The organism is Myxococcaceae bacterium JPH2, assembly GCA_016458225.1.
In the GTDB taxonomy this organism is placed as follows: domain Bacteria; phylum Myxococcota; class Myxococcia; order Myxococcales; family Myxococcaceae; genus Citreicoccus.
The window spans coordinates 1-24,172 of record JAEMGR010000022.1 but is presented as its reverse complement, the minus strand read 5'-3'; the positions used below and the strand labels follow the sequence as shown (position 1 = coordinate 24,172).

25 protein-coding genes are annotated in these 24,172 nt (G+C 68.3%); 15 read left to right on the top strand and 10 right to left on the bottom strand.

The genetic code is table 11. The features are described 5' to 3' along the window. Window positions 1–2 precede the first annotated feature (2 nt). The gene (locus tag JGU66_27350) at window positions 3–803 is read left to right on the top strand and encodes a hypothetical protein (protein MBJ6764504.1); all 801 of its coding nucleotides are present in this window, start codon (window positions 3–5) and stop codon (window positions 801–803) included. Here the strand turns inward: JGU66_27350 and JGU66_27345 are convergent. After that, window positions 775–1,338 carry an AAA family ATPase gene (locus JGU66_27345; GenBank protein ID MBJ6764503.1) on the bottom strand — a complete coding sequence of 188 codons (564 nt, stop codon included), beginning with the start codon at window positions 1,336–1,338 and terminating at the stop codon, window positions 775–777. The two genes, JGU66_27350 and JGU66_27345, sit on opposite strands and share 29 nt — an antisense overlap. Window positions 1,339–1,622: 284 nt before the next feature. On the opposite strand from JGU66_27345, the gene JGU66_27340 reads away from it, so the two are divergent. Continuing rightward, window positions 1,623–2,384 carry a 2OG-Fe(II) oxygenase gene (locus JGU66_27340; GenBank protein MBJ6764502.1) on the top strand — a complete coding sequence of 254 codons (762 nt, stop codon included), beginning with the start codon at window positions 1,623–1,625 and terminating at the stop codon, window positions 2,382–2,384. A gap of 156 nt (window positions 2,385–2,540) precedes the next feature. Then, window positions 2,541–3,185: a LysM peptidoglycan-binding domain-containing protein gene (locus JGU66_27335; GenBank protein MBJ6764501.1), complete on the top strand. Its 645-nt coding sequence runs from the start codon at window positions 2,541–2,543 to the stop codon at window positions 3,183–3,185. Between the two features lie 98 nt (window positions 3,186–3,283). Here JGU66_27335 and JGU66_27330 read toward each other — a convergent pair whose 3' ends face one another. Next, entirely contained in the window at window positions 3,284–5,332 is a 2,049-nt protein-coding gene (locus JGU66_27330) for a hypothetical protein (GenBank protein MBJ6764500.1), read from the bottom strand. A 285-nt stretch (window positions 5,333–5,617) separates the two neighbouring features. On the opposite strand from JGU66_27330, the gene JGU66_27325 reads away from it, so the two are divergent. The 3 genes from JGU66_27325 (at window position 5,618) to JGU66_27315 (ending at window position 8,430) form a co-directional block, all read left to right on the top strand. Next, window positions 5,618–5,986, top strand: a complete 369-nt coding sequence (locus tag JGU66_27325) for a hypothetical protein (GenBank protein MBJ6764499.1) — start codon at window positions 5,618–5,620, stop codon at window positions 5,984–5,986. A 130-nt stretch (window positions 5,987–6,116) separates the two neighbouring features. Further along, window positions 6,117–6,599, top strand: coding sequence for a PQQ-binding-like beta-propeller repeat protein (locus JGU66_27320; protein MBJ6764498.1), 483 nt, complete (start codon window positions 6,117–6,119; stop codon window positions 6,597–6,599). Between the two features lie 310 nt (window positions 6,600–6,909). Then, window positions 6,910–8,430, top strand: a complete 1,521-nt coding sequence (locus JGU66_27315) for an alpha/beta fold hydrolase (GenBank protein MBJ6764497.1) — start codon at window positions 6,910–6,912, stop codon at window positions 8,428–8,430. Between the two features lie 23 nt (window positions 8,431–8,453). Here the strand turns inward: JGU66_27315 and JGU66_27310 are convergent, their stop codons facing one another. Then, a complete protein-coding gene (locus JGU66_27310; protein ID MBJ6764496.1) occupies window positions 8,454–9,038 on the bottom strand; it encodes an alpha-ketoglutarate-dependent dioxygenase AlkB in 585 nt (194 codons plus the stop codon). Window positions 9,039–9,259: 221 nt separating this feature from the next. Here JGU66_27310 and JGU66_27305 point away from each other — a divergent pair, with 221 nt between their 5' ends. From JGU66_27305 to JGU66_27285, 5 genes are all read left to right on the top strand, one after another. Next, window positions 9,260–10,330: an alpha/beta hydrolase gene (locus JGU66_27305; GenBank protein ID MBJ6764495.1), complete on the top strand. Its 1,071-nt coding sequence runs from the start codon at window positions 9,260–9,262 to the stop codon at window positions 10,328–10,330. Further along, complete coding sequence (locus JGU66_27300) at window positions 10,327–11,142, top strand: MerR family transcriptional regulator (GenBank protein MBJ6764494.1); 816 nt, start codon at window positions 10,327–10,329, stop codon at window positions 11,140–11,142. Before JGU66_27305 ends, JGU66_27300 begins: the two co-directional genes overlap by 4 nt. 42 nt (window positions 11,143–11,184) lie before the next feature. Further along, complete coding sequence (locus JGU66_27295; GenBank protein ID MBJ6764493.1) at window positions 11,185–11,466, top strand: hypothetical protein; 282 nt, start codon at window positions 11,185–11,187, stop codon at window positions 11,464–11,466. A 279-nt stretch (window positions 11,467–11,745) separates the two neighbouring features. Then, entirely contained in the window at window positions 11,746–12,489 is a 744-nt protein-coding gene (locus JGU66_27290; protein ID MBJ6764492.1) for a class I SAM-dependent methyltransferase, read from the top strand. A 310-nt stretch (window positions 12,490–12,799) separates the two neighbouring features. After that, window positions 12,800–13,897 carry a glycosyltransferase family 4 protein gene (locus JGU66_27285; protein ID MBJ6764491.1) on the top strand — a complete coding sequence of 366 codons (1,098 nt, stop codon included), beginning with the start codon at window positions 12,800–12,802 and terminating at the stop codon, window positions 13,895–13,897. A 9-nt stretch (window positions 13,898–13,906) separates the two neighbouring features. Here JGU66_27285 and JGU66_27280 read toward each other — a convergent pair whose 3' ends face one another. From JGU66_27280 to JGU66_27270, 3 genes are all read right to left on the bottom strand, one after another. Further along, on the bottom strand, window positions 13,907–15,478 hold the full coding sequence (locus JGU66_27280; GenBank protein ID MBJ6764490.1) for a prolyl oligopeptidase family serine peptidase: 1,572 nt from the start codon (window positions 15,476–15,478) through the stop codon (window positions 13,907–13,909). Between the two features lie 118 nt (window positions 15,479–15,596). After that, window positions 15,597–16,367, bottom strand: a complete 771-nt coding sequence (locus JGU66_27275) for a trypsin-like peptidase domain-containing protein (protein MBJ6764489.1) — start codon at window positions 16,365–16,367, stop codon at window positions 15,597–15,599. A 3-nt stretch (window positions 16,368–16,370) separates the two neighbouring features. Next, window positions 16,371–17,141 carry a protease gene (locus JGU66_27270; GenBank protein MBJ6764488.1) on the bottom strand — a complete coding sequence of 257 codons (771 nt, stop codon included), beginning with the start codon at window positions 17,139–17,141 and terminating at the stop codon, window positions 16,371–16,373. Window positions 17,142–17,335: 194 nt separating this feature from the next. Here JGU66_27270 and JGU66_27265 point away from each other — a divergent pair, with 194 nt between their 5' ends. Then, window positions 17,336–17,923 carry a hypothetical protein gene (locus tag JGU66_27265; GenBank protein ID MBJ6764487.1) on the top strand — a complete coding sequence of 196 codons (588 nt, stop codon included), beginning with the start codon at window positions 17,336–17,338 and terminating at the stop codon, window positions 17,921–17,923. Window positions 17,924–17,953: 30 nt separating this feature from the next. On the opposite strand, the gene JGU66_27260 is transcribed toward JGU66_27265, so the two are convergent. The 3 genes from JGU66_27260 to JGU66_27250 form a co-directional block, all read right to left on the bottom strand. After that, a complete protein-coding gene (locus tag JGU66_27260; GenBank protein ID MBJ6764486.1) occupies window positions 17,954–18,499 on the bottom strand; it encodes an ester cyclase in 546 nt (181 codons plus the stop codon). Window positions 18,500–18,625: 126 nt separating this feature from the next. Continuing rightward, complete coding sequence (locus tag JGU66_27255; protein MBJ6764485.1) at window positions 18,626–19,762, bottom strand: agmatine deiminase family protein; 1,137 nt, start codon at window positions 19,760–19,762, stop codon at window positions 18,626–18,628. Between the two features lie 175 nt (window positions 19,763–19,937). Then, window positions 19,938–20,759, bottom strand: coding sequence for a dienelactone hydrolase family protein (locus JGU66_27250; protein ID MBJ6764484.1), 822 nt, complete (start codon window positions 20,757–20,759; stop codon window positions 19,938–19,940). Between the two features lie 64 nt (window positions 20,760–20,823). Here JGU66_27250 and JGU66_27245 point away from each other — a divergent pair, with 64 nt between their 5' ends. The 3 genes from JGU66_27245 (at window position 20,824) to JGU66_27235 (ending at window position 23,323) form a co-directional block, all read left to right on the top strand. Continuing rightward, entirely contained in the window at window positions 20,824–21,843 is a 1,020-nt protein-coding gene (locus JGU66_27245; protein MBJ6764483.1) for a helix-turn-helix domain-containing protein, read from the top strand. A 102-nt stretch (window positions 21,844–21,945) separates the two neighbouring features. Next, on the top strand, window positions 21,946–22,659 hold the full coding sequence (locus JGU66_27240; protein MBJ6764482.1) for a hypothetical protein: 714 nt from the start codon (window positions 21,946–21,948) through the stop codon (window positions 22,657–22,659). Between the two features lie 19 nt (window positions 22,660–22,678). Further along, window positions 22,679–23,323, top strand: a complete 645-nt coding sequence (locus JGU66_27235) for a glutathione S-transferase domain-containing protein (protein MBJ6764481.1) — start codon at window positions 22,679–22,681, stop codon at window positions 23,321–23,323. Window positions 23,324–23,345: 22 nt separating this feature from the next. Here the strand turns inward: JGU66_27235 and JGU66_27230 are convergent, their stop codons facing one another. After that, on the bottom strand, window positions 23,346–24,071 hold the full coding sequence (locus JGU66_27230; protein ID MBJ6764480.1) for a peptidase M35: 726 nt from the start codon (window positions 24,069–24,071) through the stop codon (window positions 23,346–23,348). Between the last annotated feature and the right edge of the window lie 101 nt (window positions 24,072–24,172).

The window sequence follows — 24,172 nt, the reverse complement described above, 5'->3', positions numbered from 1 at the left end:
CCATGTCGATGCATGAAATCGAGGACATGATTGAAGGGGCGGTGCGCGTGCTCGACCGCCGCGCGCCCACGGGTGACCTCAGCCCGCGCAGCCAGTTCGCCCGCCTCCTCAAGCTCCAAGGGGAGTTCGACTGCTCGTTCACCCACTTCCGGGTGATGGACATCCTGCTGGCGCGCCGCTTCACGTATCGGTTCGACGTGGACGAGCACCCCGACCACGCGGCCCGAGGCCCGTACCTCCGCGACCTCCGCGAGTTCACCTTCCTCCACGACAACCCCAGGGACGACACGGACGAGGGCGATGACGAACGCAGCGCCGTGGCGGGCTACATCGAGCCGCCCCACCTCTACTGCGACGCGGGCAGCTCGCTGTGGCGCCGCATGGTGGAGGCCGGGAAGCTGACGGGCCCGGATGCCGAGCCGCCCGTGCCACTCCCCCTCATCGACGTCGTGCACGAGGTGATGCGAGCCGCCGAGGCCGAGGGGGACCTCGAACTCATCGCGATGCTGTTTGGCCTGGGGCCCTCCACCTTGTTCGCGGACACGCACACCCGCCTGATTCGCAAGGGCGAGCACGTGGGCAAGAACCCCTTCACGGGGAAGGACCTGTACGCCCCGGAGGACGTCGTCGCGCGCGGGCGGATCACCGTGGAAGCGCTGGAGGCCGAGCCGCGGGCCGCGCGACTTCGGGAACTCGTGCAGCGGACCCAGGCGCTCGCCACGCCGCTCGCCTACGACTCACGGCCCTCGGAGGAGCTGCTCGAATGCAGCCCCATCAACGCCTGGTGGTGGAAGGGGCTTTGAGCGCGCGCGCCCTCTCGAGGTGCGCGAGCACCTGCTTCGCGCGCGCCATCGGAGAGCCCTCCACTTCGAGCACCTCCACGCCGAGCGCGTCAGGGTCATCGAGGAGAAGCTCCCGCATCTTCTCGTCCACGGCTCGGCGCATCGCCTTCTCCGAGGAAGGCAAGCGGATCCGATCCGGGTCCTCGATGCCCACCAGCACGACCAGGTCAATCGCCTGGAGGGCCTCGCGCACGCGAGGGAGCCACGACTCCAGCTCGAATGCATCGGCGTCTTCATGGGCCAGCAGGTAGCCGAGGAAGTCCACCGGACACCGATCGAACACCACGTCGTGTCCGGCCTCCGAGAGGTCGCTCAAGGAGCGCGAGAGCTGCGCCTCGAAGTCCTCGACGGTCGGCGGCAACGCGAACACGTAGCCCTCTTCTTCCATCTGGGCATACGGCTCCTCCACCGTGACGTAGGTGGGAAGAAGTTCGGACAGCTCATCGACGAGGGTGCTCTTCCCCACGCGATGCGTGCCGGAGACAGCGATTCGCATACCCGGGGCTTCTAACAGCGGGCCGATGCCAGCGTCACGGAGGTGGGTGCGTGCCGAGGAAGCTGAGCGCCCTCTCCGGATGTCTGCCAAAGGACTTTGAGTTGCACGAAGGCCGTCACCGTTCGCGCCCGAGACCTCCGGCTCACGATGCCCTCCCCTCTCGACTCACGAGGCGTCATGGCGGGCAAGCAGGCGACAGCAGGCTCCAGGTCCAGCCCGCGCGCCCCGCGTGACGGACTGGTGCTATGTCGCCGTCCGCAACCGGCAGCCTCGGAGGAGGAAGGGTGAGCGCCGCGACTCTTGAAGAAGGCCCGCTGCGGGGCCCCAGCTTCTTTTTCAGCCGCACGGCCCTCCGTGCCCTCGCGCTCGCGCATCGCGACCGGTACGGCCCGGCGAAGCCCTACCCTCACGTCGTCATCGATGGCTTCCTGGGCCCGTCCCTCGCCTCCGAGCTGGCCGAGCGCTTCCCCGGCGCGACCGAGGCGAGTTGGAAGCGCCGCGACCATGTCGAGCAGGCGGCGCGCCTGGGACAGCTTCAGCGCAAGGCCTTCGAGGACGTGCCCGGACCGCTCCGACACCTGCTGTCCGAGTTCTCCAGCATGTCGTTCATCGACTTCCTCGAGACGCTCACCGGCGTTCAAGGCCTCATCGCGGATCCCCACTTCCGCGGGGCCGGGCTGCACCTCACGCTGAGGGGCGGCCACCTCGCCCTGCACGCCGACTTCAACCGGGACCGCTTCCGCGCGCTCACGCGGCGCCTCACCGTCCTGTACTACTTGAACCCGGGATGGGAGGCCGCCTGGGGCGGAGACCTGGAGCTGTGGAGCGCGGACCTGTCGCGCTGCGAGACACGGATTGCCCCGCTGCTCGATCGCCTGGTCGTGATGGCCCACGGCGATGACTACTGGCACGGCCACCCCTCGCCCCTGGAATGCCCCGAGGGACGGGGACGCGCCGCGGTCGCGGCCTACTTCTACACCGCCGAGGAATCCCCCCACGCGCCCGAGCCCCACAGCGCGCTCTGGGCACCTCCGCGCTCCCCCTGACGCGCGGCGTTGTCACGCATTGCGTCAGGACTCCACGCATTGCGCCACTCCATTTCCCTGAGAGTGAATTCTTACAGTTCTGCAAACATTCCTAGAAACTTGGAAGGAATGCGCAACACAAAATAGGAAGGCCCGAGAATTGGGGCAGGAGCTACCATGTCAAACTACCGCATCCGCCCTGGCGATACCCTCTCTGGCCTGGCTGCCCGCTTCGGCACCACCGTGGCGAAGCTGGCCCGCGACAACAACATCAAGAACCCCGATCTCATCTATGCCGGCGCCACGCTGCGCGTCGGGCATTCGAGCCGGGACACGTTCGACGCGGGCGGGAGCAAGCCTGGGAAGGGCCATGGCGCGCGCCCGACGGGCGGGGGTCAGGACGTGGGTGGCCCGACGGCCGCGGGCCCCAGCAACGCGAGCGCTTCGATGCGCCGGCTGGCGGATGCGGCGCGCTCGACCGCGATGGGCATGGGTGGCTACAACAGCCAGGGCCTGTGCGCCACGGGCGTGAGCCGCTCGCTCCGCAACGCGCTGGGCATCAGCGTGTCGGGCAATGGCAACCAGATTGACAACAACCTGCCGCGCAACAAGTTCAAGCAGGTCAACATGTCGCTGGAAGAGGCGCTGAAGACGCCGGGCCTCATCCTCACGTGGGAGAGCACGTCCTCGCGCCTGGGCAGCATCTACGGCCACACGGCGGTCACGCTGGGCGACGGCCACTCTTCCGCCAGCGACTTCATCGAGCGCAACACCACCAACAACGGTCGCACGGGCTTCAAGGTCTTCATGCCCATCGACTGAGTGCGCGCTCGCACCCGTTCGTCATTCAGAAGCCCCTGCTCTCATCCTGGAGCAGGGGCTTCTTCATTTTCGTCCGCCGAAACAAACAGGCACGTCGCCTACTGCGAGAGGACCAGAAGGTTGTCCACGGCGAGTTCCTCCTGGCCCGCGGGCAGCCCGATGAAGAAGGCGATGGGCTGCTGACCGGGGCTCATCGGGAGTGAGGCGGCGACGTGCTGGTTGAGGGTGCTGCAGGAGCGGACCGTCTCGACTCCGTTCGCGAAGATGAGCCCGCAGGAGAGTCCCTGGGCGTCGCGCGAGGTATCGAACTGGACGGTGACCGGGCGCGCCGGGAGGAGGGCCAATCGGGTCGCGACGAGGCGCTGTCCCGCGGTGATGAGCGCCGCGAAGTCCGAGTCACGGCCTTCCGTCCACGTCGCCGGGACAGGGTTGCCCGCGCCGGGCTCGAGGATTCCTATTCCCGCGCGCCGCGGATCCAGCTCGAAGTCATTGGGGACCAGGTCCGGGATGAGCACCAGCTCGGAGACGTTGTAGGTCCCGAACCCCGCGGTGATTCGCAAGGGCAAGGCCGAGCCGCTCTGAGCGACGAATCGGGTGACGACGAGCCCCGCGGACTCCTGCCCCGTGCGGACCGGACTCACCTTCGACACGAGCACCTGCCCGCCCAGCGACACCGAGATGCTGGCCGGAGCCGGAAGCGCGACAGCCGACTCCGCTTTCGCGCCCGCCAGGGTGAACTCCTCGGTCCGCACCCGCATGGAGAGGCGATAGCTCGCCCCCGCCGTGAGCGCGATGGGCGGCAGGCTGAGGGTCTCTCCCGCGAAGAGCTCCAGCACCGGCTCGTTCGGAAAGCGCAGGCGGTCCCACGTCGGGCAGGACAGACACGGCCAGGGCGACGGGAGGGGCGGCCAGCGACCGGTGCTGCGCACGAGCCAGCGATCCAGGTCGAGCCAGAAGCGGAACGGGTTGAAGGGAGCGGGCGAGACGATGCTCAGACAGGTATCCTGGCTGGTACGCCCCACAGTGGAGAGCTGCTTCGTGTAGACCGCTCGGGTGAAGCCGATCCCTGGGTGTCCCGGCGCGAAGCGGCCCCCGATGGGGTCCTCGCACAGGATGGGATAGTCATAAGACTGTCCCACCGAGGAATGGAATTGCGCCGCGGGGCCCAGAAGCGAATGCGTCCCCCAGAAGGGCGTGAACTGGGCAATGCCAGAGCCCGAGGTGCCATGGCAGCCGTGCAGGTCCGTGTAGCGAATATCCTGGAAGGTGGACATCTCACTGAGGACCTTGTGCTCGACGGGAGGAATCGTGGCCCAGCGCTTGGAAGCCAGCGGGAGCAACTGGCTGGCGCCGTAGTAGTGATAGTTCTCTGTCTGGGATTGATATTGCGTGTAGTGCTGCCAGAGGTCCGTGGTCGGGTCGGACGGGATGGCATAGACCTCGTGAGCCCAGGCCATGGCGACCGAAGCGCCCACGGTCTCATCGGCGGCCACCGAGACGGTGCCGAACTGACAGCCCGGCCGCTGCGGGCAGGACAGCAGCGCGATGTCCGCGAGACCTATGCCCTCAGGACAGTTGTACGTGCCGTACTGCCCGCATTTGGCAATCACCTTGCACTGGTAGGAACGCGTGCGGTAGCCCGAGCCGAGCGGCGTGCGGGTGTAATACGGGAAGGTGCCCTTCAGGCTGGTGGCGGTGTTCTGCCAGTTCACCGAGGACTCCTTCATTGGCCGGTACATGCGAACCTCGACCTCCTGGTTCACCGGATCGAGGATGTCCTTCTCGTCCACGCAGTGAGCCGCCGTGATGGCGCGTGTCGGCGAGATGAAGGTGACGCCACAGGTGTAGCGAAGCTGCGTGCCGTCCCGGCCCCACAGCGGCTCGTGGGTGACTTCCTGGAGCGCGGGCACGTGGACCGTGCCTCGACTGAGTTCCAAGTCGCCCGTGACGTTTCCGGGGGCGAGCGCCACCCGGTAGTACTCGTCATACGCGGTCTGGACGGATTGGGTTTGAGACGGCGCCTGGGGCTCGGGAGCCTCGGAGGACTCGGGGGCACCACAGCCGACGAGCGTGGCGGCCAGTGCCCAGGCAACGGACAGAGGACGACGCAGGCGAATGAACGCGGAACAGCGACGGGGCTCCATCATGTGACTCCTGCGGGAACAGTGTCAGGAGGGAGGCGCGTTGCGCGGGGGGACGGCCAAGGTACCAACTCCGCTCCCATGGCTCCATCCGCCCGCGGCCCCGCCTCGGCGTTCCTCCAGGCCGGGAAATTGTCGCCGAGGTCGAACGGACCAGGAGTGCGGACGTGGCGCCACCCCCTTGAAGCACCAGCACTGCGGGAGTGACTCGGGTGCCGCGAAAGAAAAATTAAATGGCGTGTCGATCCGCGATGGCCTCATTCGTTGCCTGGGCAGAACCCAAGGAGCCCCATGCGTTTTCTGACCTTCATCCGCAGCGCCGAGTTGAACAACGTCACCCCGCCCCCCGCCCTGATGGAGGCGATGGGCCAATTCATCGCCAAGTCGGTCCAGGACGGGACCCTCGTGGACACGGGCGGTCTTCTGCCGAGCAAGGAGGGGCTGCGCATTCGGCTCTCCGACGGCCAGCTGACCGTGACCGACGGCCCCTTCACCGAGAGCAAGGAGATCATCGGCGGCTGGGCCATCCTCGAGTGCAAGACCAAGGAAGAGGCCGTCCGAATCTCGGTCGAGTTCATGGAGCTGCACCGCAAGCACTGGCCGGGCTTCGCGGGTGAATCGGAAGTGCGTCCGATGTTCGCTCCGGACCAGGGCCCGTAGCGCGCTCCCGTGAAGCAGGGCGCCGCATCCACGGCGACCACCGGGGCCCTCGCACGTCGCGAGAGCCCCTGTGCACTCTTCCTTGCGCGAGCTTCCATTCCAGGCGCCGGAAGAGTTCACTCGCGGGACCATGCACGCACCCTCACCCGCGAGTCCTCTGCTCATCACGGCGTTCAATGGCTTGGTCGTGGCCCACGACCGCACCGATGGCACCCGCCAGTGGACGTTCACCGTGCCAAGCCAATCCGTCCCCGGTGTTCGTCCTCGCCCGACGCTTGCCGAGGTGCACGACGACGGAGTGTTCGTGCTCGCGGGTGCCTCGGAGGGAAGCTGGAAGAAGCGAGCCTTCGTCGAGGTGTACGCGCTCGACGCCTCGAGCGGACGACTGAGGTGGGCCCAGCGCGTGGAGGGCAGCCCCACGCCGGTGTTCGCGGGAGGCGCCATGCTCGTAGAGGGCGGCCAGGTCATCGTGGCCTACAACGACGTGCTCGTGGCCTTCGCGGCGGCCTCCGGAGAGGTCCAGTGGAACCAGGGAAACGAGCACGGCGGCAGCGCGCACATGCCCCTCATCCAGATGAGCACCCTGGGCACACGCGCGCGCCAGTTGCTCTGACCCGTGCCGTGTCGCAGAAGCGCTGGCGGCGCGAGGTCATGAGCAAGCGCACGGACATCCCTCCCGCAACGACTCTCCCTCAAACGAATCACGACACCCAACCGCAACACCTGCCCAATCACCGATGAGCCCCTTCGGACACGCAGCCTGCGCGCGTGGATCCATCGGGCCCAGTTCGCGGGCGCCGCTCTCCGCTCGCATGGACCCGGTGGGTTCGGAATAATCTCGGAGCTGGCGATTTCTGCCGCCGGCAGCATGAAGCGATGTGCCATCTCCGGGACTGATCCAACCTATGCGCGTGCGCTCGTTGATGTCGTCGTGGTCGTGGTCGTGGTGTGCCTTGGGGTGTCTCCTGCTCGCGGCGCCTGCGCGAAGCTGGGCCCAGCACAAACCAGGGGACGTGGTCATCGAGCGCGGCACCGTCGAACTCGAACCTGGAACCCGCGTGGCCTATGAGCTGGGCACCCTCTACGTGCCCGAGAACCGGCAGAAGCCGGAGAGCCGCCTCATCGGCGTGGGATTCGCTCGCCTCAAAGCGCCTCGGCCCACCGGCGCGCCGCCGGTGTTCTGGCTCCCGGGCGGTCCGGGCCTGAGCGTCCTCGGCTCGCTCATCGACAATGACGCGGCCGGAAAGGGCCGACTGCGCTCCTGGCTGACCTTCGGTGCCGTGGGTGACCTGGTCGTCGTCGAGCAGCGCGGCTTCACCCGACGGGGCGAGATGCTCGAGTCCCCCAACGACGCCATGCCCCTGGACCGTCCCGCCTCCGCTCAAGCCGAGGCCGAGGCCATGCGCGCCCTGGCCAAGCGGGCCGTCGCGGAGAACCCAGGGAAGGACCTGTCCGGCTACGACATCACCGAGTTCGTCGCCGACGTGGACGCCGTGCGACGCGCACTCGGCTATCCGAAGATCAGCCTGTTCGGTGGCAGCTTCGGGTCGCAGTGGAGCCTCGCCGTGATGCGGCTGCACCCGGAGATTGTCGCGCGCGCGGTGCTGTCGGGCGTGGAGCCGCTGAACAATGGCTACGACATGCCTTCGCACGTCTTCGCGTCACTCCAGCGCATCGCCTTCGATGCCGACCGCGACCCCGGCCTCGCCCCGTATCTGCCCAAGGGCGGGATGATGGAGGCCGTGCGCGTGCTACACCGCCGCTTCGCCTCGGGCCCCGTGCGCGTCCAGGTCCGCGACGACGCGGGACAGACCCAGACCGTCGTCCTGGGCGCCGAGGACCTCCAGCTCTCGCTCGACTCACACACCCAGGAGGCCGAGCAATGGCCGGCCTTCATCCTCTCGCTCTACCACGGGCACTATGAGGACTGGGCGCGCGAGGTCATCGCCGGACGCGTGGCCGGAAAAACCAAGCTCATCGGCCCATTGGTGGACAGCAGCCTCGGGGTCACCGCCGAGCGTGAGCACCTGCTGCGCACCGACTCCGCCATCGAGATGCTGGGGACCTGGAACTTCGAGGCGAACATCGCCTCGGCGCCCGACTGGCCCACCCGCGACGTGGGAGACGCGGTGCGAAAGCCTGTCCCCAACTCAATTCCTGTCGTGTTCGTGCACGGGGACTGGGACACCTCGACGCCCATCGACAACACCCTCGGCCTGCTGCCGTACTTCCCCAATGGCCACGCCATCCTCGTCCACCGCGGTGGCCACGACGGCACGTTCTATCTGCTCCGGAACGAGCCTGCCGCGAAGAGCGCGGTCTATGAGTTCCTCAAGACGGGCAAGACGGCCGGTCTCCCGCACGAAGTGACGTTGCCGCTGCCCAGCTTCGCCGTGCCTTCCTTCGCACCGCCCGCGGCCAGCGCGAAGACTCCCGCGCCATAGCCCACGCGGGGAGCAACCCGGACTCAGGCGCTGAACGCGCGCAGCGTCACCGAGACCCGCCGACCGCGAGCCTGCGCGGACGGCGGGACCTCGTGCGTGAAGGCGCGGTTCGTCGACCACGGCACCACGATGACGCCGCCGTGCACCGCGGGGATGTCGATGAAGCCCTCGCCCCGCCACGGCCGCATCCGAAACGAGCGCTGCTCCCCGAACGAGAGCGTCACGATGGGCGTCCCGTCGATGCGGTTGACGTCGCTGTCTCGGTGTTTGCCGATGTAGTGGCCCACCGTGCCGTCGTACCAGTTCAAGAGGAGCCCATTGAGGCGCGCGTCGAAGCCCTCTCGCGCCCACGCCAGCCACGCATCCATCGGCGGAACCAAGGGCAACGCCCGGTTGACTCGCCCCGTGTAGTGGTAGTCCGCGCCGTACGCCTGCTGCCACCGCGGCGTGCGCACCTGCCGACCATGAATCTTGATCTCATGGAACTCGGCGGGATGCAGCGCCCACAGGGCTTCGAATCCCGCGACGTCCGGCACCAGCTCGCGCGGCAACGCGCCCACCAGGATCTCGTGCGCCGCATCGAGCTGAATCGAGCTGAGCCCAGGCATGAGACTGAACATAAGAACAGCCCCCACCTCGCGCAAGGTCCCAGGACCTGACCTCTCGCGAGCAACCCTCGAGGTCGGACCCGAGCCCGCTGGCGCCTCGGCGCCCCCGAGCAATCGGGCCAGCGCGCGCGCCGCCGCGCGCCGCCCCGCTTGACTCTCTCCCTGGGGGAGACCGCCAACGTCCGCCCATGTCATCCCGAAACACGACGTGGAGAAAGCGCATGGCCGCGGTCCTGGGAGCCCTCACGCTGCTGGCACTCATCGCAGCGGGCCTCGGCTGGTGGTGGATGGGACGCGCGATGTTCGAACCCGGCACGGTGGAGCAGACCCTGGCCGCGCGGGGCGAATCGCTCGACGTGCCCCCAGGGCAACAGGCGGATGCACCCTTCTGGCAGGTGACCTCGGACGTGCGGCTCCATCACGAAGTCGTGGGCGAGGGCCGAGACGTCATCGTCGTGCATGGCGGCCCGGGGCTGCCTCCCGCGAAGCCCTGGCGCGCGGCGACGCGGCCGGACAGCGCCCTGCGCTGGCACTTCTATGCGCAGCGCGGCTGCGGCGACTCCACCCGTCCTTTCCTCGAGGCACCGACCGGTGGCACCTGGCAGCGCATGCAAGCGGTGGAGGCGCGCCTGGGTCTCGCCGCGCAGCTCGCGGACCTGGAGCGCATCCGACGCCTGCTCGGAAAGGAGCGCCTCACCCTGGTGGGCCACTCCTTCGGCGCGCTGGTGGCCGCGCTCTATGCCGCGGAGTGGCCAGAGCATGTGGAGGCCCTGGTCCTGGTGGCGCCCGCGCCCCTGGTGACGATGCCCGTTGGAGAGGACGACCTCTTCACCCAGGTCCAAGCGCGGTTGGATCCAACAGGCCAGCAATCCCTGGCGGAATGGCTGCGCCACACCTTCGAGTTCCCCGCGCGCCTGAAGGATGACGAGCCCCACCTCGCCCAACACTTCGCGAACTTCGGACCGCTGTATGCGCAGGCCGTGCATCGCGAGCGTCCCGAGGCGCAGCTCCCCGACTCCGGCGCTGCGGGCGGATTCCTCTCCCTGGGCCTCTACCTGAGCCTGGGACGCCACCACGACTGGAGCACCTGGCTGCGCCGGGTCCGAGCCCCCACGCTCGTCATCCACGGCGCCAAGGACCTCCAGCCGCGCTCCGCCACCGCACGCATGGTAGAAGCCCTGCCCCACGCACGGCTCGTGGAGCTGCCAGGCAGCGGACACTTTCCTTTCGAGGAACAACCCGAGGCCTTCGCCACCACGGTGCGAGACTTCCTCGCGGAGACGAGACAGTGAGTCGACTGCTGTATGCCATTGGCGAGGTGTCGCGCATCACCGGCCTGAGCGTGAAGGCCCTGCGGCTCTATCAAGAGAAGGGACTGCTCGAGCCCTCGCGCGTGGACCCCGCCTCGGGTTATCGCTACTACACCGAGCAAGACATCTCCGTGGCCCACACCCTGCGCGCGCTCCGCGACCTGCAGCTGTCGCTGGAAGAGATTCGCGGGGTGCTCACCGAGCTGGACCAGGGCGCCCCGTTCGCGCAGCAACTGGCGCGCATCCGAGCCCGCCTCGCCGAGGAAGCAGCCAGCGCGCAGCGCTCCGTGCTCGCGCTCGACGCCCTGATGCGACATCAAGCCCAGGCGGAGGCCTACCTGCGGGCTCCCCCACCGCTCGACGAGCGCTGGCTCCCCGCCGTCCGCGTCGCGGTGCACCGCTCCCGAGGGCGCTACTCGGATGCCTCGGTGGTCTTCCCTCGGCTGTTCGCGGCGTGCGGACCCCACGTGGCGGGCGCGCCGTTCTGCCTCCTCCACGAAGCGGAGTACCGCGAGGACGACGCGGACCTGTCGTGGTGCGTCCCCCTGGTCCCTGGGGCCACGCCAGCAGGAGTCCACGTCGAGGAGCTGCCCGAGGTCCAGGCCGCGACGCTCGTCCACACGGGGCCACCCGAGTCCGTGGGGCCCTCCTGGGCGCGACTGTTTTCCCATCTCCACGCGAAGGAGCGCGTCCCCGCCCTCCCCCTGCGCGAGACCTATCTGCGCGTGGGGACCTCCAGCGGCACCTCCTGGATGACCGAGCTTGCGCTGCCCTGGGATGCTGGCGCCGCCTGACGCCTACGAGAGCGACACCCCACACACCCCGCTTCGTCGTACGTGGGCACGCCGCAGCTCAGCCACACGTTCCACCGGGCCGGTGACGTGGACTGGGTGCTGGGGGCCACGAACATCAACATGCCCATGACGGTGGAGGCCTACAACCTCCGCAATGGCGCCAGGCTGCGCCTCGACGTCTATGCGTATGACGACGCCACCCGCACGCTGGGCGCGCTCTTGACGAGCATCAGCTCGAGGGTCTGCGCGGACCTCCATCAACGTGACTCCGGGCGTCTACGCCGTGAAGGTCACCGACACGCGCACCGCCCCGGCGGACTCTGATTGGCGCCCCACCGCGGGCCATGACTTGAAGAGGTACTGAGCGGCACCGCACGCGGCGGAGGGCGCTCGAACGAGGCGCTCCGCCGCGTCACCCAAGGCCGGCCTGCGCAACCCGGGCGCTCCTGCTCCCGTGGGCGGTCGCGAGCGACACCTGCCGAGACACCTCTGCCCGAGCATCGGACACGCCTCTCGCAAATGAGTGCGGTATGCCTTCCGCCTTCGCCTGACGCGCGACGCACGCGAGCGCGCGCCCGGCCTCACCTGGAAGGGGCGTGAGAGATGTCGGCGCAATATGACCAGATTGGGGAGAAGGTCGCGGACTGGGATGTCTTGCCGGTGCGCTCGGATGTCCTCGAAGGCCATACCTTCTTCAACGCGCTCGGCTCCGTGAAGGGCCTGGATGTCCTCGACCTCGCGTGTGGCGATGGACTCTACACGCGGCAACTCAAGGCGCGCGGGGCACAGCGGGTGGTGGGCGTGGACATCTCGGAGGAGATGATTCGCGGCGCCAGGCGCGTCGAGGAGGCCGAGCACGCCGGCATCGCGTACCACGTGGCCGATGTGGCGGACATGGCGCCCCTGGGCCACTTCGACCGCGTGACGGCTGTCTATCTCTTGCACTACGCGAACTCGCCCGAGCACATGTTGCGCATGTGCCGGAACATCCATGCCCACCTGAAGCCCGGGGGCAGCTTCGTCACGTATGCCTTCAACCCCGAGTTCAGCGCGCGGGGGCCCAACAGCACGCGCTTTGGCATCACGATGCTGGACTTCCCGCTGGAGCCTCGGGACGGGCACCCCATCAGCGCGGTGCTGCACACGAAGACGCCCTTCACCATCCACTTCTCCTATTGGAGCCGCGCGACGCACGAGCAGGTGCTGCGCGAGGCGGGCTTCCACGCCATCACCTGGACGCGCCCCGAGTGCTCGCCCGCCGGAGTGCGCGCGCGGGGACAGGCCTTCTGGCAGGACTATCTGGACAATCCCCACGCGGTCGCCCTGCGCTGTGAGAAGAAGGCGTAACCAGCAGGGCCTCGAAGACAGGTCGATGTCCACCGGTGGATGCAGCGCGCCCCTTCATCCCTGAAGGCAGGAGCGTCGTGCCCAGGACAGCGCCGCACGTTCCGCGCGCTGGGTCCTTGAGGCCCTCGGCGGCGGACCGGACGAAGCATCCCTATCTTCGTCCCACCGCGCCCTCACCCCTGTCGCACACGCGCGGTACCAGCCATACGGCCACCCCGGTGTCACCGCGCCCCGTGGCCACCGTTCCGCTCGCCGCCCGCGCCCCCGCGGGCCCTCATCACGCCATGCCACCCAGGGAGGGCTCGGACAGATGACGACATCGCCCCCGCGCATCGTGTTCGCCATTGAGACGACGCTTGGCAACGCGGTCTTCCTCCAGAACCTCCAGCGCGCCTTGGCGGAACGCACCGACATCACCCCGGTGTGGCTGCCCATCGACGAGCACGCCGATGACGTGTGGGAGCACTTGCCCCTCGTGCGCTCCCGTCTGTCGTTGAGAGGTGGACTGCGCGCCCGCGCGGCGCTCCGCCGGACCGAGGCGGAGGAGCCCGTGTGGGCCGCCGTCGTCCACACGCAGCGGATGGCGCACCTGGCCCATGACTTCATGAGCCGGGTGCCAAGTGTCATCTCCACGGACGCCACGCCGAGCGGCCTGGAGGACTACCTCCGGTACTACGGGATGCGCTCCCAGCACGGCGGATGGCTGGGGGTGGCGAAGAACGCGCTGCACCGCCGCACCTACTCCGTGGCCAAGGGCATGCTGTCGTTCTCCTCGTTCACCAAGCGCTCGCTGGTGGAGGAGTACGGCGTGCCCGACACGCGCGTCCATGTCCTCTGGCCCAGCGTCGACACCACGCTGTGGAAACCCGCGCCGGAGCGCAAGCCTCGCGACGGCGTGGTGCGGCTGCTCTTCGTGGGAGGAGACCTGGGACGCAAGGGCGGGCAGCTGCTCTTGCGCTGGGCCCGAGAGACGCGTCAACGCGGGTGGCGCCTGGACCTGGTGACATCCTCGGACCTCGCAGCGCCCCCTGGCGTTCACCTTCACGTGGGCGTGCGGCCGAACTCACCGGAACTCATCGAGCTGGCCCAGGCCGCGGACCTCTTCGTGCTCCCGACCCTGGCGGACATGTCCTCCTGGGCCATCGCCGAGGCGAAGGCCGCGGGCCTCGCCGTCGTCACCACGTCCACGGGAGGCGTGGGCGAGCTGGTGCGCGATGGCGTGGACGGACGGCTCGTGCCCGTGGGTGACTACGCCGCGCTCGCCAGCGCATTGGACGCGCTGGTGGCCCAGCCGGACACGCTGCGCGAGATGGGGCAAGCGGCCCGGCGCATGGCGGAGGAGCGGATGGACCTGCGGACGACGTGCGACCAGATGCTCGCCTTCATCCGCAGGGTCACCCACGCTTGAGACCGCGCGCTACTTCAGCGGCACGGACACGTAGGACGGATTGCCCGCGGGCGACGAGAACTTCACCGAGGTGAGCGCCGGCGCCTTGTCCGCGTAGAGCGGATCCACCGTGTCGAGGACGAGCGACAGCCGGTCCCCGCTCGGCACGTCATAAGCCGTGGCCGGGAAGTCCGCGTCCACGGTGTACGGCTGGCCCGCCACCACGTTGCGCAGCGTGACGGCCACGTGCGTGACGAGGCTGCCGGTGCCCGCCCAGTTCGTGTCGTAGAGATAGGCCACCACCGTCGTCTGCCCGGAGCGACCCGGCGTCACGGTCAGGTGCAGGTGGGCCGCGCCGCGAACCCGGCGTGCGCTCGACAGCCAATCCGACTGCCACACGCCCGCGCTCGTGCGGTCCACCGCGGGAATCCACGCGCTGGGCGGCTCGCCCGTGAGGGCCTCGGCGCCGTTGGTCAGCAGCACCACGCCGCCGTTGGCCACGGTGTCACCGCCGCCCACGATGGTCGCGCTCCAGCCCGTCTGCGCCCCCGACTGCAAGTCTCCCTCGCGGTTCCACCAGTGGACCTCGCTCAGGTGATAGCGCGCGGCACTGGACGCGATGGCGCTCCACGACGCGGAGCCCTCGTACGTGCCCTGCCCGCGCACCAGAAGCTGCACGGGCGCCTCCGTGGCGATGCCCGTGTTCACGCCGCGCAGGTACTGGTCGAACCAGCGGCGCAGGCTCAGCCACGCGTCATTGGGCAGCCCCAGGATGCCGGTCAGCTCGGGGATGGCGTGGTCCCCCGGGCGCAGCTCCAGCCGCTTCGGGCCGGTGAGCTGGGTGAAGAAGTCACCGAGCTGGTTCGGCGCGAAGAAGCTGTCGCCGTACGCATTCTCGATGAGGATGGCGGGACGGTTGGCATTGATGCGCGGCAGATAGGTCGCGGCGCCACGCACCTGGGCATACGCGACGACTCCATCCAGGTTCTCGTTGGCGAAGAAGTCCGTCAGCACCTGGCGCATCTCCGCCGAGGGCCGTCCCGTCAGCTCCGCCGACAGCCACAACAACCCGGCGCTCTGCAGATGGCGCGTCTGGTTCGCGAACAGCGAATACGTGAGGTCCGTCCAAGCGCTCAGCGCGGCCACGGCGCGGATGCGCGAGTCGAACGCGGAGCCAATCAAGGTCAGCCCCGCGCCATACGAGACGCCCGCCGCGCCGATGCGCGTAGCATCCGCGGGCGTGTTGGCGACCACCCAGTCAATGACCTCCGACAAGTCAGCGATGTCTTTGGGGCCCGCCGTGTCGATGGAGCCACCGGACGTGTAGAAACCGCGCGGCGTATACGACGCCACCACGTAGCCCGCGTCCGCGAGCTGCTGCGCCTGCGCCAGGTACTCCAGGTTGGGCACCGCCCAACTCGTCACGAACAGGATGACCGGATGCAGTCCCGCCGTGTCCGGCGTGAAGACATTTCCTTGCAACGCCACGCCATCCCGGGTGGTGACAGACAGGGTTCGGAAGGACGAGGCGGCCGAGGCGGGGGTGGCCAGGGCCCACAACGACACAGCGACACATGCGGCAAAGGCTCGCAACGTGGACATGCACTCCTCCAGCAAGGGGGGCGCGCGCACGCTATCCAGGCGTTGACTTGAAAGTCAATTTCACCGCGATTCAACCAAATGCATGTGTTGCCTGATTCATCATGAAGCCAGGGAGACGTCAGCGATCGGCGAGGTCGCCGGGCACGAGGTAGGGCGAGGCCTCGACGATGGACTCCGCGCTCCAGCCCCGATTGGAGCCATGGCCCTTCTCGTCGCAGTCGCCGTCGGTGTGGACGCCCAGCACATACCCCTGCCGGTTGAGGACGCTCGCGCCCGAGCTGCCGACCAACGTGTCCAGGTCCCCGTAATAGAGCTGGCGATGACACGCGCCGAGGAATCGGCCCTCGGCGATGACCTTCTTCATGCCGCGCGGGTGCTGGATGATGGCCAGCGCTTCGGTGATGCGCGTCGTCAGGGGAGTCGGAATGGCCGCGGGCAGCGTGTCCGGCAGGATGAGCGCGTAGTCCGGCTCGGACGATTGCTCGATGACGGTTCCATTCGTCATCAACGCGTCGCCGTCGGGGTCATCCTCGAAGTTGAAGACCAGAAACGTCGTGTCTCCGAGCCCCGCGCAGTGCCCCGCGGTCAACACCACGGGACCCGCCTCGGCGGCGATGAGCGTCCCGGTACAGCGGCCATCAATCAAGACGACCGCGTCCTCGCGCTCCTGCACCACGTCCGCGAACTCGCCCTCGTAATGATTGACGGGCGTGAAGTCGAGGGTGGGGCCGCACTGCCATTGACTGCTCACTTCGGCGCGCGGCTCCTCCGAACAGACGGCGGGCTCCTCGGGCTCCGCGTGACCACAGGCCAGGATGCCCAGACACGCGACGCCCACGAGGAGAGGCCCCCTCAGTGCCAACAGGGAACTGGGGGGCCAGGCAACCATGACTCAGTACAGGGTGGTCAGCGCGGTGACGTCCGTGCCGGTCCAATTCCCCGTCTCGCTGCTCCGGAAGCAGGAGTTCATCACCGAGCCGCCCACCGTGGCGGTGGCCGGCGTGCCATTGATGAGGACGGCGCCCACGCCCGCGGTGCCCTCGTTGGTCGCCGTGCCGCCACAGCTGATGGCGCGGTTGTAGTAGTCCGAGTGGCGGAAGCCGATGGTGTGGCCAATCTCGTGCATGATGACGTGCGTGCTCACGCCCTGGCTGTAGCTCGTCAGGCCGGTGCCGATGTTGATGGCGCCGTAGGGGTTGCCACCGGACGGGAAGCCGGAGGAGCCGCCCACGCCCGTCGTGGTCTGGGCCGTGATGTTCGCGCTGCAACCCGTGGTGGGGCCGCGCGCCAACTGGAACGTGAGCCCCAGCGCGTTGTACTTGCTGATGGCTTGATTGAGGCCGGTGCTGAACAGACCGATGTTCGCGAACGCGGTCGTGGGGTTGACGCAGATCTTCGTCTTGGAGCTGCTCACCAGGTTGGTGGTCCGATACTGCTCCTGGCTGTCCGTGCCGGCCTGCAGCATCTCGCGAGACGCCTCGAGCGTCACATGCGCGTCACCACCCACGTAGACCGCGCCATCCACCACCGTGATGTCGTCCGACGGGAAGCCAGCCTTGGCCAGGTTCGCAACAATCTCCTGGTTCTCCTGCGCCACGTCCGTGCCACAACCGGCCAAAAGCGCACCACAGCTCACCGCGAGCACCGCTGCTCTCTTGAACATGCGTGTCTTCCTCTTGTCCTGAAGCGGATCCAGTCCCTTCGGCGCGGGATCGCCAAAGTGGACTCTCGAATCCTTAGAACAGAAAACAAGAAAAGTCCACTAAGTCAAAATTACCATATAAAACTGGAATTCACCCACCCTCGAAAACGAGCGGATTGTTCGGGTGGGAGCAGCTCCACTAGGGTCGGCGCACCATGTCATCACCGACTCCTCCCCCGCCCCGCGTCTCCGGGCTCCTGCGCGCCCTGATTGGCTTCGGAGTCATCAGCGCGACCGGGGCAATCACCCTCGGCCTGGCGATCGGGCTCTCGCCGATGGGCTTCTTGCGCACCACGAACGTGGGAGACCTGGCGGAGCTGGCGTCGTTCCAGGAGCAGCTCCGGCCGTTGAATGCGTGTGAGCTCGAGTATGGGCCGCACAGCCGACGCCACAGCCAGTATTCCTACACGAGCGTGACAGTCACTCCCTGCGGGTTCGACACGACACGCAGGTCGGTCTACGTCCGCGTCCCGCCCGAGATGCGGCCCTCGGGCCACATCGCGTTCGACCTGAAACGCAGCAGCACGTCGGACCCGTGGAAGGTCCTCGTGGTGAAGGACGAGGTGTCGTTCCCGCAGCTCAAGCAGACGCTCGAGCAGCTCGCTCCGCTGATCATCACGGAGTTTCCCGCGCAGCAGCAGCAGGACATCGACGACCGCGCGCGGTGGGACCATGAACGAAAGCAGCGAGCGGATACGGAGCGCGCGCGCAAGGAGGCCGCGTCGGAGTCGTATCCCAAGTGACGAGCGCCCCGCCTGTCGCCGCGCCCCCGCTCAGTCCTCGAACGTGGGCGGGCTCGTTCGCAGCAGCGACTCGGCGGGGCCTTCGCCAGACATGGACAAGAGCCCCTTGAGGCACCGGGCCGCGAGGACCCAGTTCTTGGGGTTCTTCATGTCGAGTCCCCCCACGAGCTGCTTGAGCATGCTGAGCGAGTCGAAATAGACGCGCTCGCAGACCAGGGTCTCCGCCGCGTCGAAGATGAAGTACGCGGTCATCCGCACCCGGAACGTGCTGCCGGTGGGAGGGATGGCGCCCAGCGGGCCCAGGTGCGTACCCATCAGCCAGAACTCCACGATGACCGCGTCGTCGCTGTGCCGGAGCGCGATGATTTCGTGGTGCTGATCCGGGAACGCCACGCGGGTGGCGCGGTAGTAGTCCCGAACCTTCTCATGCCCGTCATGGACGGTCAGGGTCGCGACCAGCTCGTAGTGGGGATGCGGAAAGGTGGACAGGACGTCGTCCCAGTTCTGCCTCACCTCGTCACGAAAGTGGTCCAGGACCAACTTCTGGCGTGCCTTGCGCACCTGCTCGGTCGTCACGGATGCCTCGACTCGGATGAACTGCTGGGGAGATGGACCCGAGCCACCTTCGGCCCGTGCCAGCCCGCCAGCCTACACCGACCGAGACAAGGCACACCGCTCAGCGTCGGTTGAACGCGCGAAGCGCTACCGAGGCTGAGGCTGCGTCACGCAATGCACCATGCCGCCCTCGGCATAGAGGTTTCGCACGTCGATGCCGACGACCTTCTTGTCCGGGAACAGCTTCTGGATGATGGCATTGGCGACACCGTCATTGGCGTCCGCGTAGTTCGGCACCAACACCACCGAGTTGGCCACGTAGTAGTTCACGTAGGACCCTTTGTACCCGAGCTGCTTTCCCCACGTGGTCGTCACGTCCTTCGCGGTGAGGGGCAGCGTCACGAGCGTGTACGGCTGGCCCGAGGCGCTCGTCGCGGCATGAAGGGTGTCGATGTCCTGGTCTGGCACGCCCCACTCCGCGAGGTCGTCATCGCTCATCGTGACGAGGGTGTTGTCGCGAGCGAAGACGGCGAACCCGTCGATGTGCATGTCCGTGATGTCGAGCCCCGCGACGCCATCCAGCCAGATGAAGCGCGTCACGCCGAGGTACTTCCGGAAGAAGCCCTCCATCTGCTCCTGGGTCATTCCCGGGTTGCGGTTCGCATTCAGCGTCGAGCTCCGGGTCGCCATGAGGGTTCCGTGCGCGTCAACCTCGACGGCCCCGCCCTCATTCACGATGTCGCGCTGCAAGTCGACGTAGGGCAACGCCTGCTTCTCGGCAATCGCCTTCGGCACCTCGGCGCTGCGCGCGAAGGGCTGCTTCTCGCCCCAGCCGTTGAAGCCCCAGCCCTCGATGGTGGGCTTGCCCGCGGCGTCACGCACATAGATGGGGCCGAAGTCCCGGATCCACACATCCTCGAAACCATGGGTCGTGAAATCGACCCGCTCGAGCGGCACCCCCTGGGCGGTCAGGAGCGACTGGATGCGACGGACCTCCCCCGCGTCATGGGCGAGCACATGGACGTTCTCGCTGGTCACCAAGGCGCGCGTCATGGCCACCCAGCTCGGGTCGAGCCCATCGCGATAGTCCACCCCGAACTCGAAGGAGTGAGGCCAGGCCAGCCACGTTCCCTCGTGCTCACCCAGTGGCTCCGGCAGCGTGTACATCGCGGCCACCTCTTGCTCTTCCCTTCGCTGACCCGACGACGGGCCACCGCATCCCGCCCCCAGGACCAGCACCGCGACGGCCCCCAGCAGGGAAGACCCCAGGTGTCGCCCACGCATCCGCGCCCCCTTCTTACCCAGACGGCGCTCGCGCCCAGCGCTCAAGGACCGTACGGGCTCAACCCGCTCCTGAAGGTAGTCATCAGGTGCCCCGCAACGGGCTCCGGGCAGGCGGCTTGAGCAGGCGCCTGGGAATCCGTTGGGGGCTCGCGCAGCGCCGATGGGTGACGGGCGCTCAGGGATTCAGCCGAGAGGCGAAGAACGCGAGGATTTCATCCCGCGCGGCGACGGTGGGCTGACCGGCCGCATCCACCAGGTGAGCGGTGACGACGCTGTGGGGACTCTTCACGACCCGCGCGAAGAAGGGCGGCGGCTCGGGATGGGCGGCCTCATCCGGGAGCACTCGCGCGACGAAGCGCTCACCGAGCGCCTCGGAGTACGCCGCGAACCGCTGCGCCGTGCAGAAGCGATCTCCCGCGAAGCGATAGCCGAGGACCGTCAGGTTCTCGCGCTCGAGCCGCGAGCGCACCGTCGCCAGGTCCTCGGGCGAAATCTCCAGCGCGCCCGGGTCATTCATCGGCAGCGCGGGCTGACACAACACTGGGGCGAGCATCGAGGCATCGAGCATCATGGTGAGCGCGAAGTTGCCGGTGAAGCACATCCCGATGGCCCCCACGCCCGGCCCGCCGCACTCCGCATGCGCGTGGGCCGCGAGCGCGCGGAGCCACTTCGTCACCGGGCTCGACACGTTCGACGCGAGGGCGCGGAACTCGGCGCTGACACAGGCGCGCTGCATCACCGCCAGGCCCTCCTCCGCCTGGGGATAGGCCCCGTCCTTTCCGAAGAGTGACGGCATGTACACGGTGAAGCCCGCGTCCCGCACCCAGCGGCTGAAGCGCGCGACATGGGGGCTGATGCCGGGCATCTCGGCCATGACAATCACCGCGGGCCCGGTCCCCATGACGTAGACATTCCGGGTCGCGCCCTCCAGGGTGATGGAACGGCGCTCGAAGTCATCGAGTGGATCATCTCGCATCGCGTCGGTCATGCACGCCATGGTGGCCATACGGCGCAATCTGGCCAAGTGGCGGGAATGCCATTGTTCGGTCTATTCTTGCCACATGGGCGGAACCCTCACGCAGCTCGTCTTCGACGGCGTCGCCGATGGTCCGGTGGGCGTCGCGCTCGACATCCTCGACGCCGCGGCGCGCATCACCCGCGCGGGGCTCGTGGCCTTGCCCAAGGGCCGACAGGCGCCCCGGCATCGGCTGGTGTCCGTGGATGGCAAGCCGGTCCGAACGGCGACGAAGCGAGTGCTGGAGGTGGATGGCGCGCTCGGTCCGCGCACGCTGGACTCGGATGACGTGCTCGTGCTGCCGGGCTTGGGGATGGCGACCCCACGGGCCATCACCGCCGCGCTGGAGCGGCCCGACATCGTGCGCGGAGTCGAGTCCGTCGCGCGCGCCGCGGCGAAAGGGGTGCGCGTCGCGGCGTCCTGCTCGGCGACCTTCGTCCTGGGCGCCGCGGGCGTGCTCGATGGACAGCAGGCGACGACGACGTGGTGGCTGGGCTCCACGTTCACCCAGCGCTTCCCTCACGTGACGCTGCGCACGGACCGCATGGTGGTCGAGTCCGGCGGCGTGCACACCGCGGGCTCGGCGTTCGCGCACTCCGACCTCCTGCTCGCGCTCCTGGCTCGACGGGTGAGCCCCTCGCTCGCGCACATGGTGGCCCGATACCTCGTCCTGGACGAGCGCGCGTCGCAGTCGCATTACATGGTGCTGGAGCACCTGCGCAGCGCGGACCCGGTGGTGCGCCAGCTCGAGTCCTTCGTCACGTCCAACCTGGCGCGACAGGTGACGGTCCACGACATGGCGCGGGCCACGGCCACGTCTCCGCGCACGCTCGCGCGGAGGATCAGCTCCGCGCTGGGCACCACGCCCCAGCACTTCGCGCAGCGCCTGCGCATCGCCCAGGCAGTGCACCTGCTGGAGACCACGCAGCGCGCGGTGGACGACGTCGCGGCCCAGGTCGGCTACGCGGACCCTGCGGCCTTCCGCCGCGTCTTCCGCCGAGAGACCGGCGAGACGCCTCGGGCACGCCGCACCCGCGCCACGCTTCGTGTCTCGCCCATGCGATGAGCCCGGGCCTGGACGCGGGTCGAGATGACCCGGCCCTGACTTTCACGCCGCCTCCCCCCTAGACTGCCGCGCATGCATCTCACCGAGCGATGGCGTTCGTCCTTGAGGCTCGTGGCCCTCGCGTCGTGCGGAGTCCTCGCGGTGGGAGGATGCCGCCGCCACGAATCCCAACGAACCATCGTCGTCGGTCCCGCGACCTATCTCTCTCAGCGCACATGCGACTGGGCTGACTGGGAGAACACCTCCTGCGGCGAGGACGGAACGTTGGTCGCGGGCTCCGCGCGCATCACGGGCATCCGCGAGATTTCCGCCAGCCCTCGCGCCGAGCGCGTGCGCGTGCAGAAGCGGACCGGGGAGCTGCTCCTCGTGGACACGCGCACGGGCGCCGCGCAGTCCCTGCCCGGCCGCCGCTGGATGGAGCCCTGGTGCGACGAGACCGCGTTCCTGCTCCGTACCCCCCTCACCGAGGACTCGAACTCCGAGCTGGAGTTCTACTGGCTGGAGCACGGCGAGGCCCTGCGCTCCACCATCGTCTACGCGGGCGAGCGCAACGTGGCGAAGCTCTCCTGCGGCCCCCAGCACACGCTCGCGCTCGTGCTGGCCAGCGCGAAGCCAGGGGCCCCGGTGGGGCTGTACCACTGGAGCGAGGCCCGGGGACTCCAGCGGGTGGAGGACTGGCCGGGAGCCCTGCCCGATGGCGACGCCGCGGACATCGAGGTCTCATGGACCGACGAAGGCCGCCCGGCCTGGTGCGTCCGCACGCGGCCCTACACCACCGGCGAGTGTCTGCCCCCTCCCCGCCCTTCCGCTCGCTGAACCTCAGGACCGACACGCCATGACGCTCCAATCCCCGGACACCGCGGTGCCCACCCTCATGGGCCGCTCCAGCTCCCACTTCACGCGCATCGTTCGCATCTTCGCCGCGGAGACACGCACCGCGCACACCCTCCATGTGGTGCGAGACCTGATGTCCTCGGACGTGAATGACTACGGCGGCAATCCCGCCCTGCGCATCCCCACGCTGAAGACTTCGCACGGCACCTGGTTTGGCGCGCTCAACATCTGCCGTGAGTTGTGCCGCCGCGCGAGCACGCCGCCGCGCGTGGTCTGGCCCGAGGACCTCTCTGAGCCCGTGCTCGCCAACGCGCAGGAGCTGGTCCTCCAGGCCATGTCCACCGAGGTGTCGCTGGTGATGGCCAAGGCCGGAGGCGCGACCGAGGGCGGAACCCATCCCGCCAAGCAGCGCCAATCCCTGCTCAACATGATGGCGTGGCTGGAGGAGCACACGCCCGCGGCGCTCGCCGCGCTGCCACCCGAGCGAGACCTGAGCTTCCTGGAGGTCTCGCTCTACTGTCTGGTGATGCATCTGGAGTTCCGCAGTGTCCTGTCCACGGCGCCCTATGCGGCGCTGACCGCGTTCTGTCAGCGCTTCGGAACGCGGGCCTCCATCACCGAGACCACGTTCCGATTCGACCCGTGAGCGCGCCCATCACCGCGCGGCGCTACTGAGAGCGGGCCTCCGCGAAGTACTCGTGGCAGTCCGCGTTGTCGATGGCCTTGGCGGGGTTGGACGCCGCCAAGGCCTTGCATGCGGCCTGTCCGAATGCCCAATCGTCGGTCCCTCCGAGGATGGTGAAGTGGCTCATCTCGTGGATGAGCAATCCCCCCTTGGAATCCGTGCCAGTCGTCGGCGCGGACCAGAAGAGGCCGCACACGAAGATGCGATACGGGTTGTCCGGATAGACGTAGCTATAAGTGTCCGGGTCGGTGCAACTGCAGTCGATGACCACGGACTGCGTCGCCAAGGCATTCGAGATGGCCACGAAGTGGCTCTTCACCGTCGCGATCCGAGCGGACGTGCTGGTTCCGAACCAGGTCGTGTAGCGCGAGGGGGGAATGAAGGCCGTGAAGTACTGAACGCTGTCCGCCGCCATGTCGCGCGCCGCGGAGAACGCCGCGTTGAGCGTGGCCGCGGGATGCGTCGGCTCCACGCAGCGGCTGGTGGTGAGCGCCTGAGAGGAGACGATGCCAGGAGCCTCACGCCAGGGCGGCACGAAGGGACGTCCCGCGATGTCCACCTCCAGGTCCTCGGAGCGAAGGGCCGCGACCTCCGCGGACATGGCGGCCTGGGCCTGGTAGCGCAGGCGGTAGCGGCCCGAGCGGGACAGGTCATAGACCGCGCCGACATCCACGGCGTTCGACACCTGCTCGCCCGGCTCCAAGCGCAGGAAGTCCGTCTCACGGGGCGGAGCCCAGTGATAGCGCCGCCCTTGGTACGGCACGCTCGCGCCGTCCACCGTCACGGAGAGCAGGTCCTCACGGAGCCCCC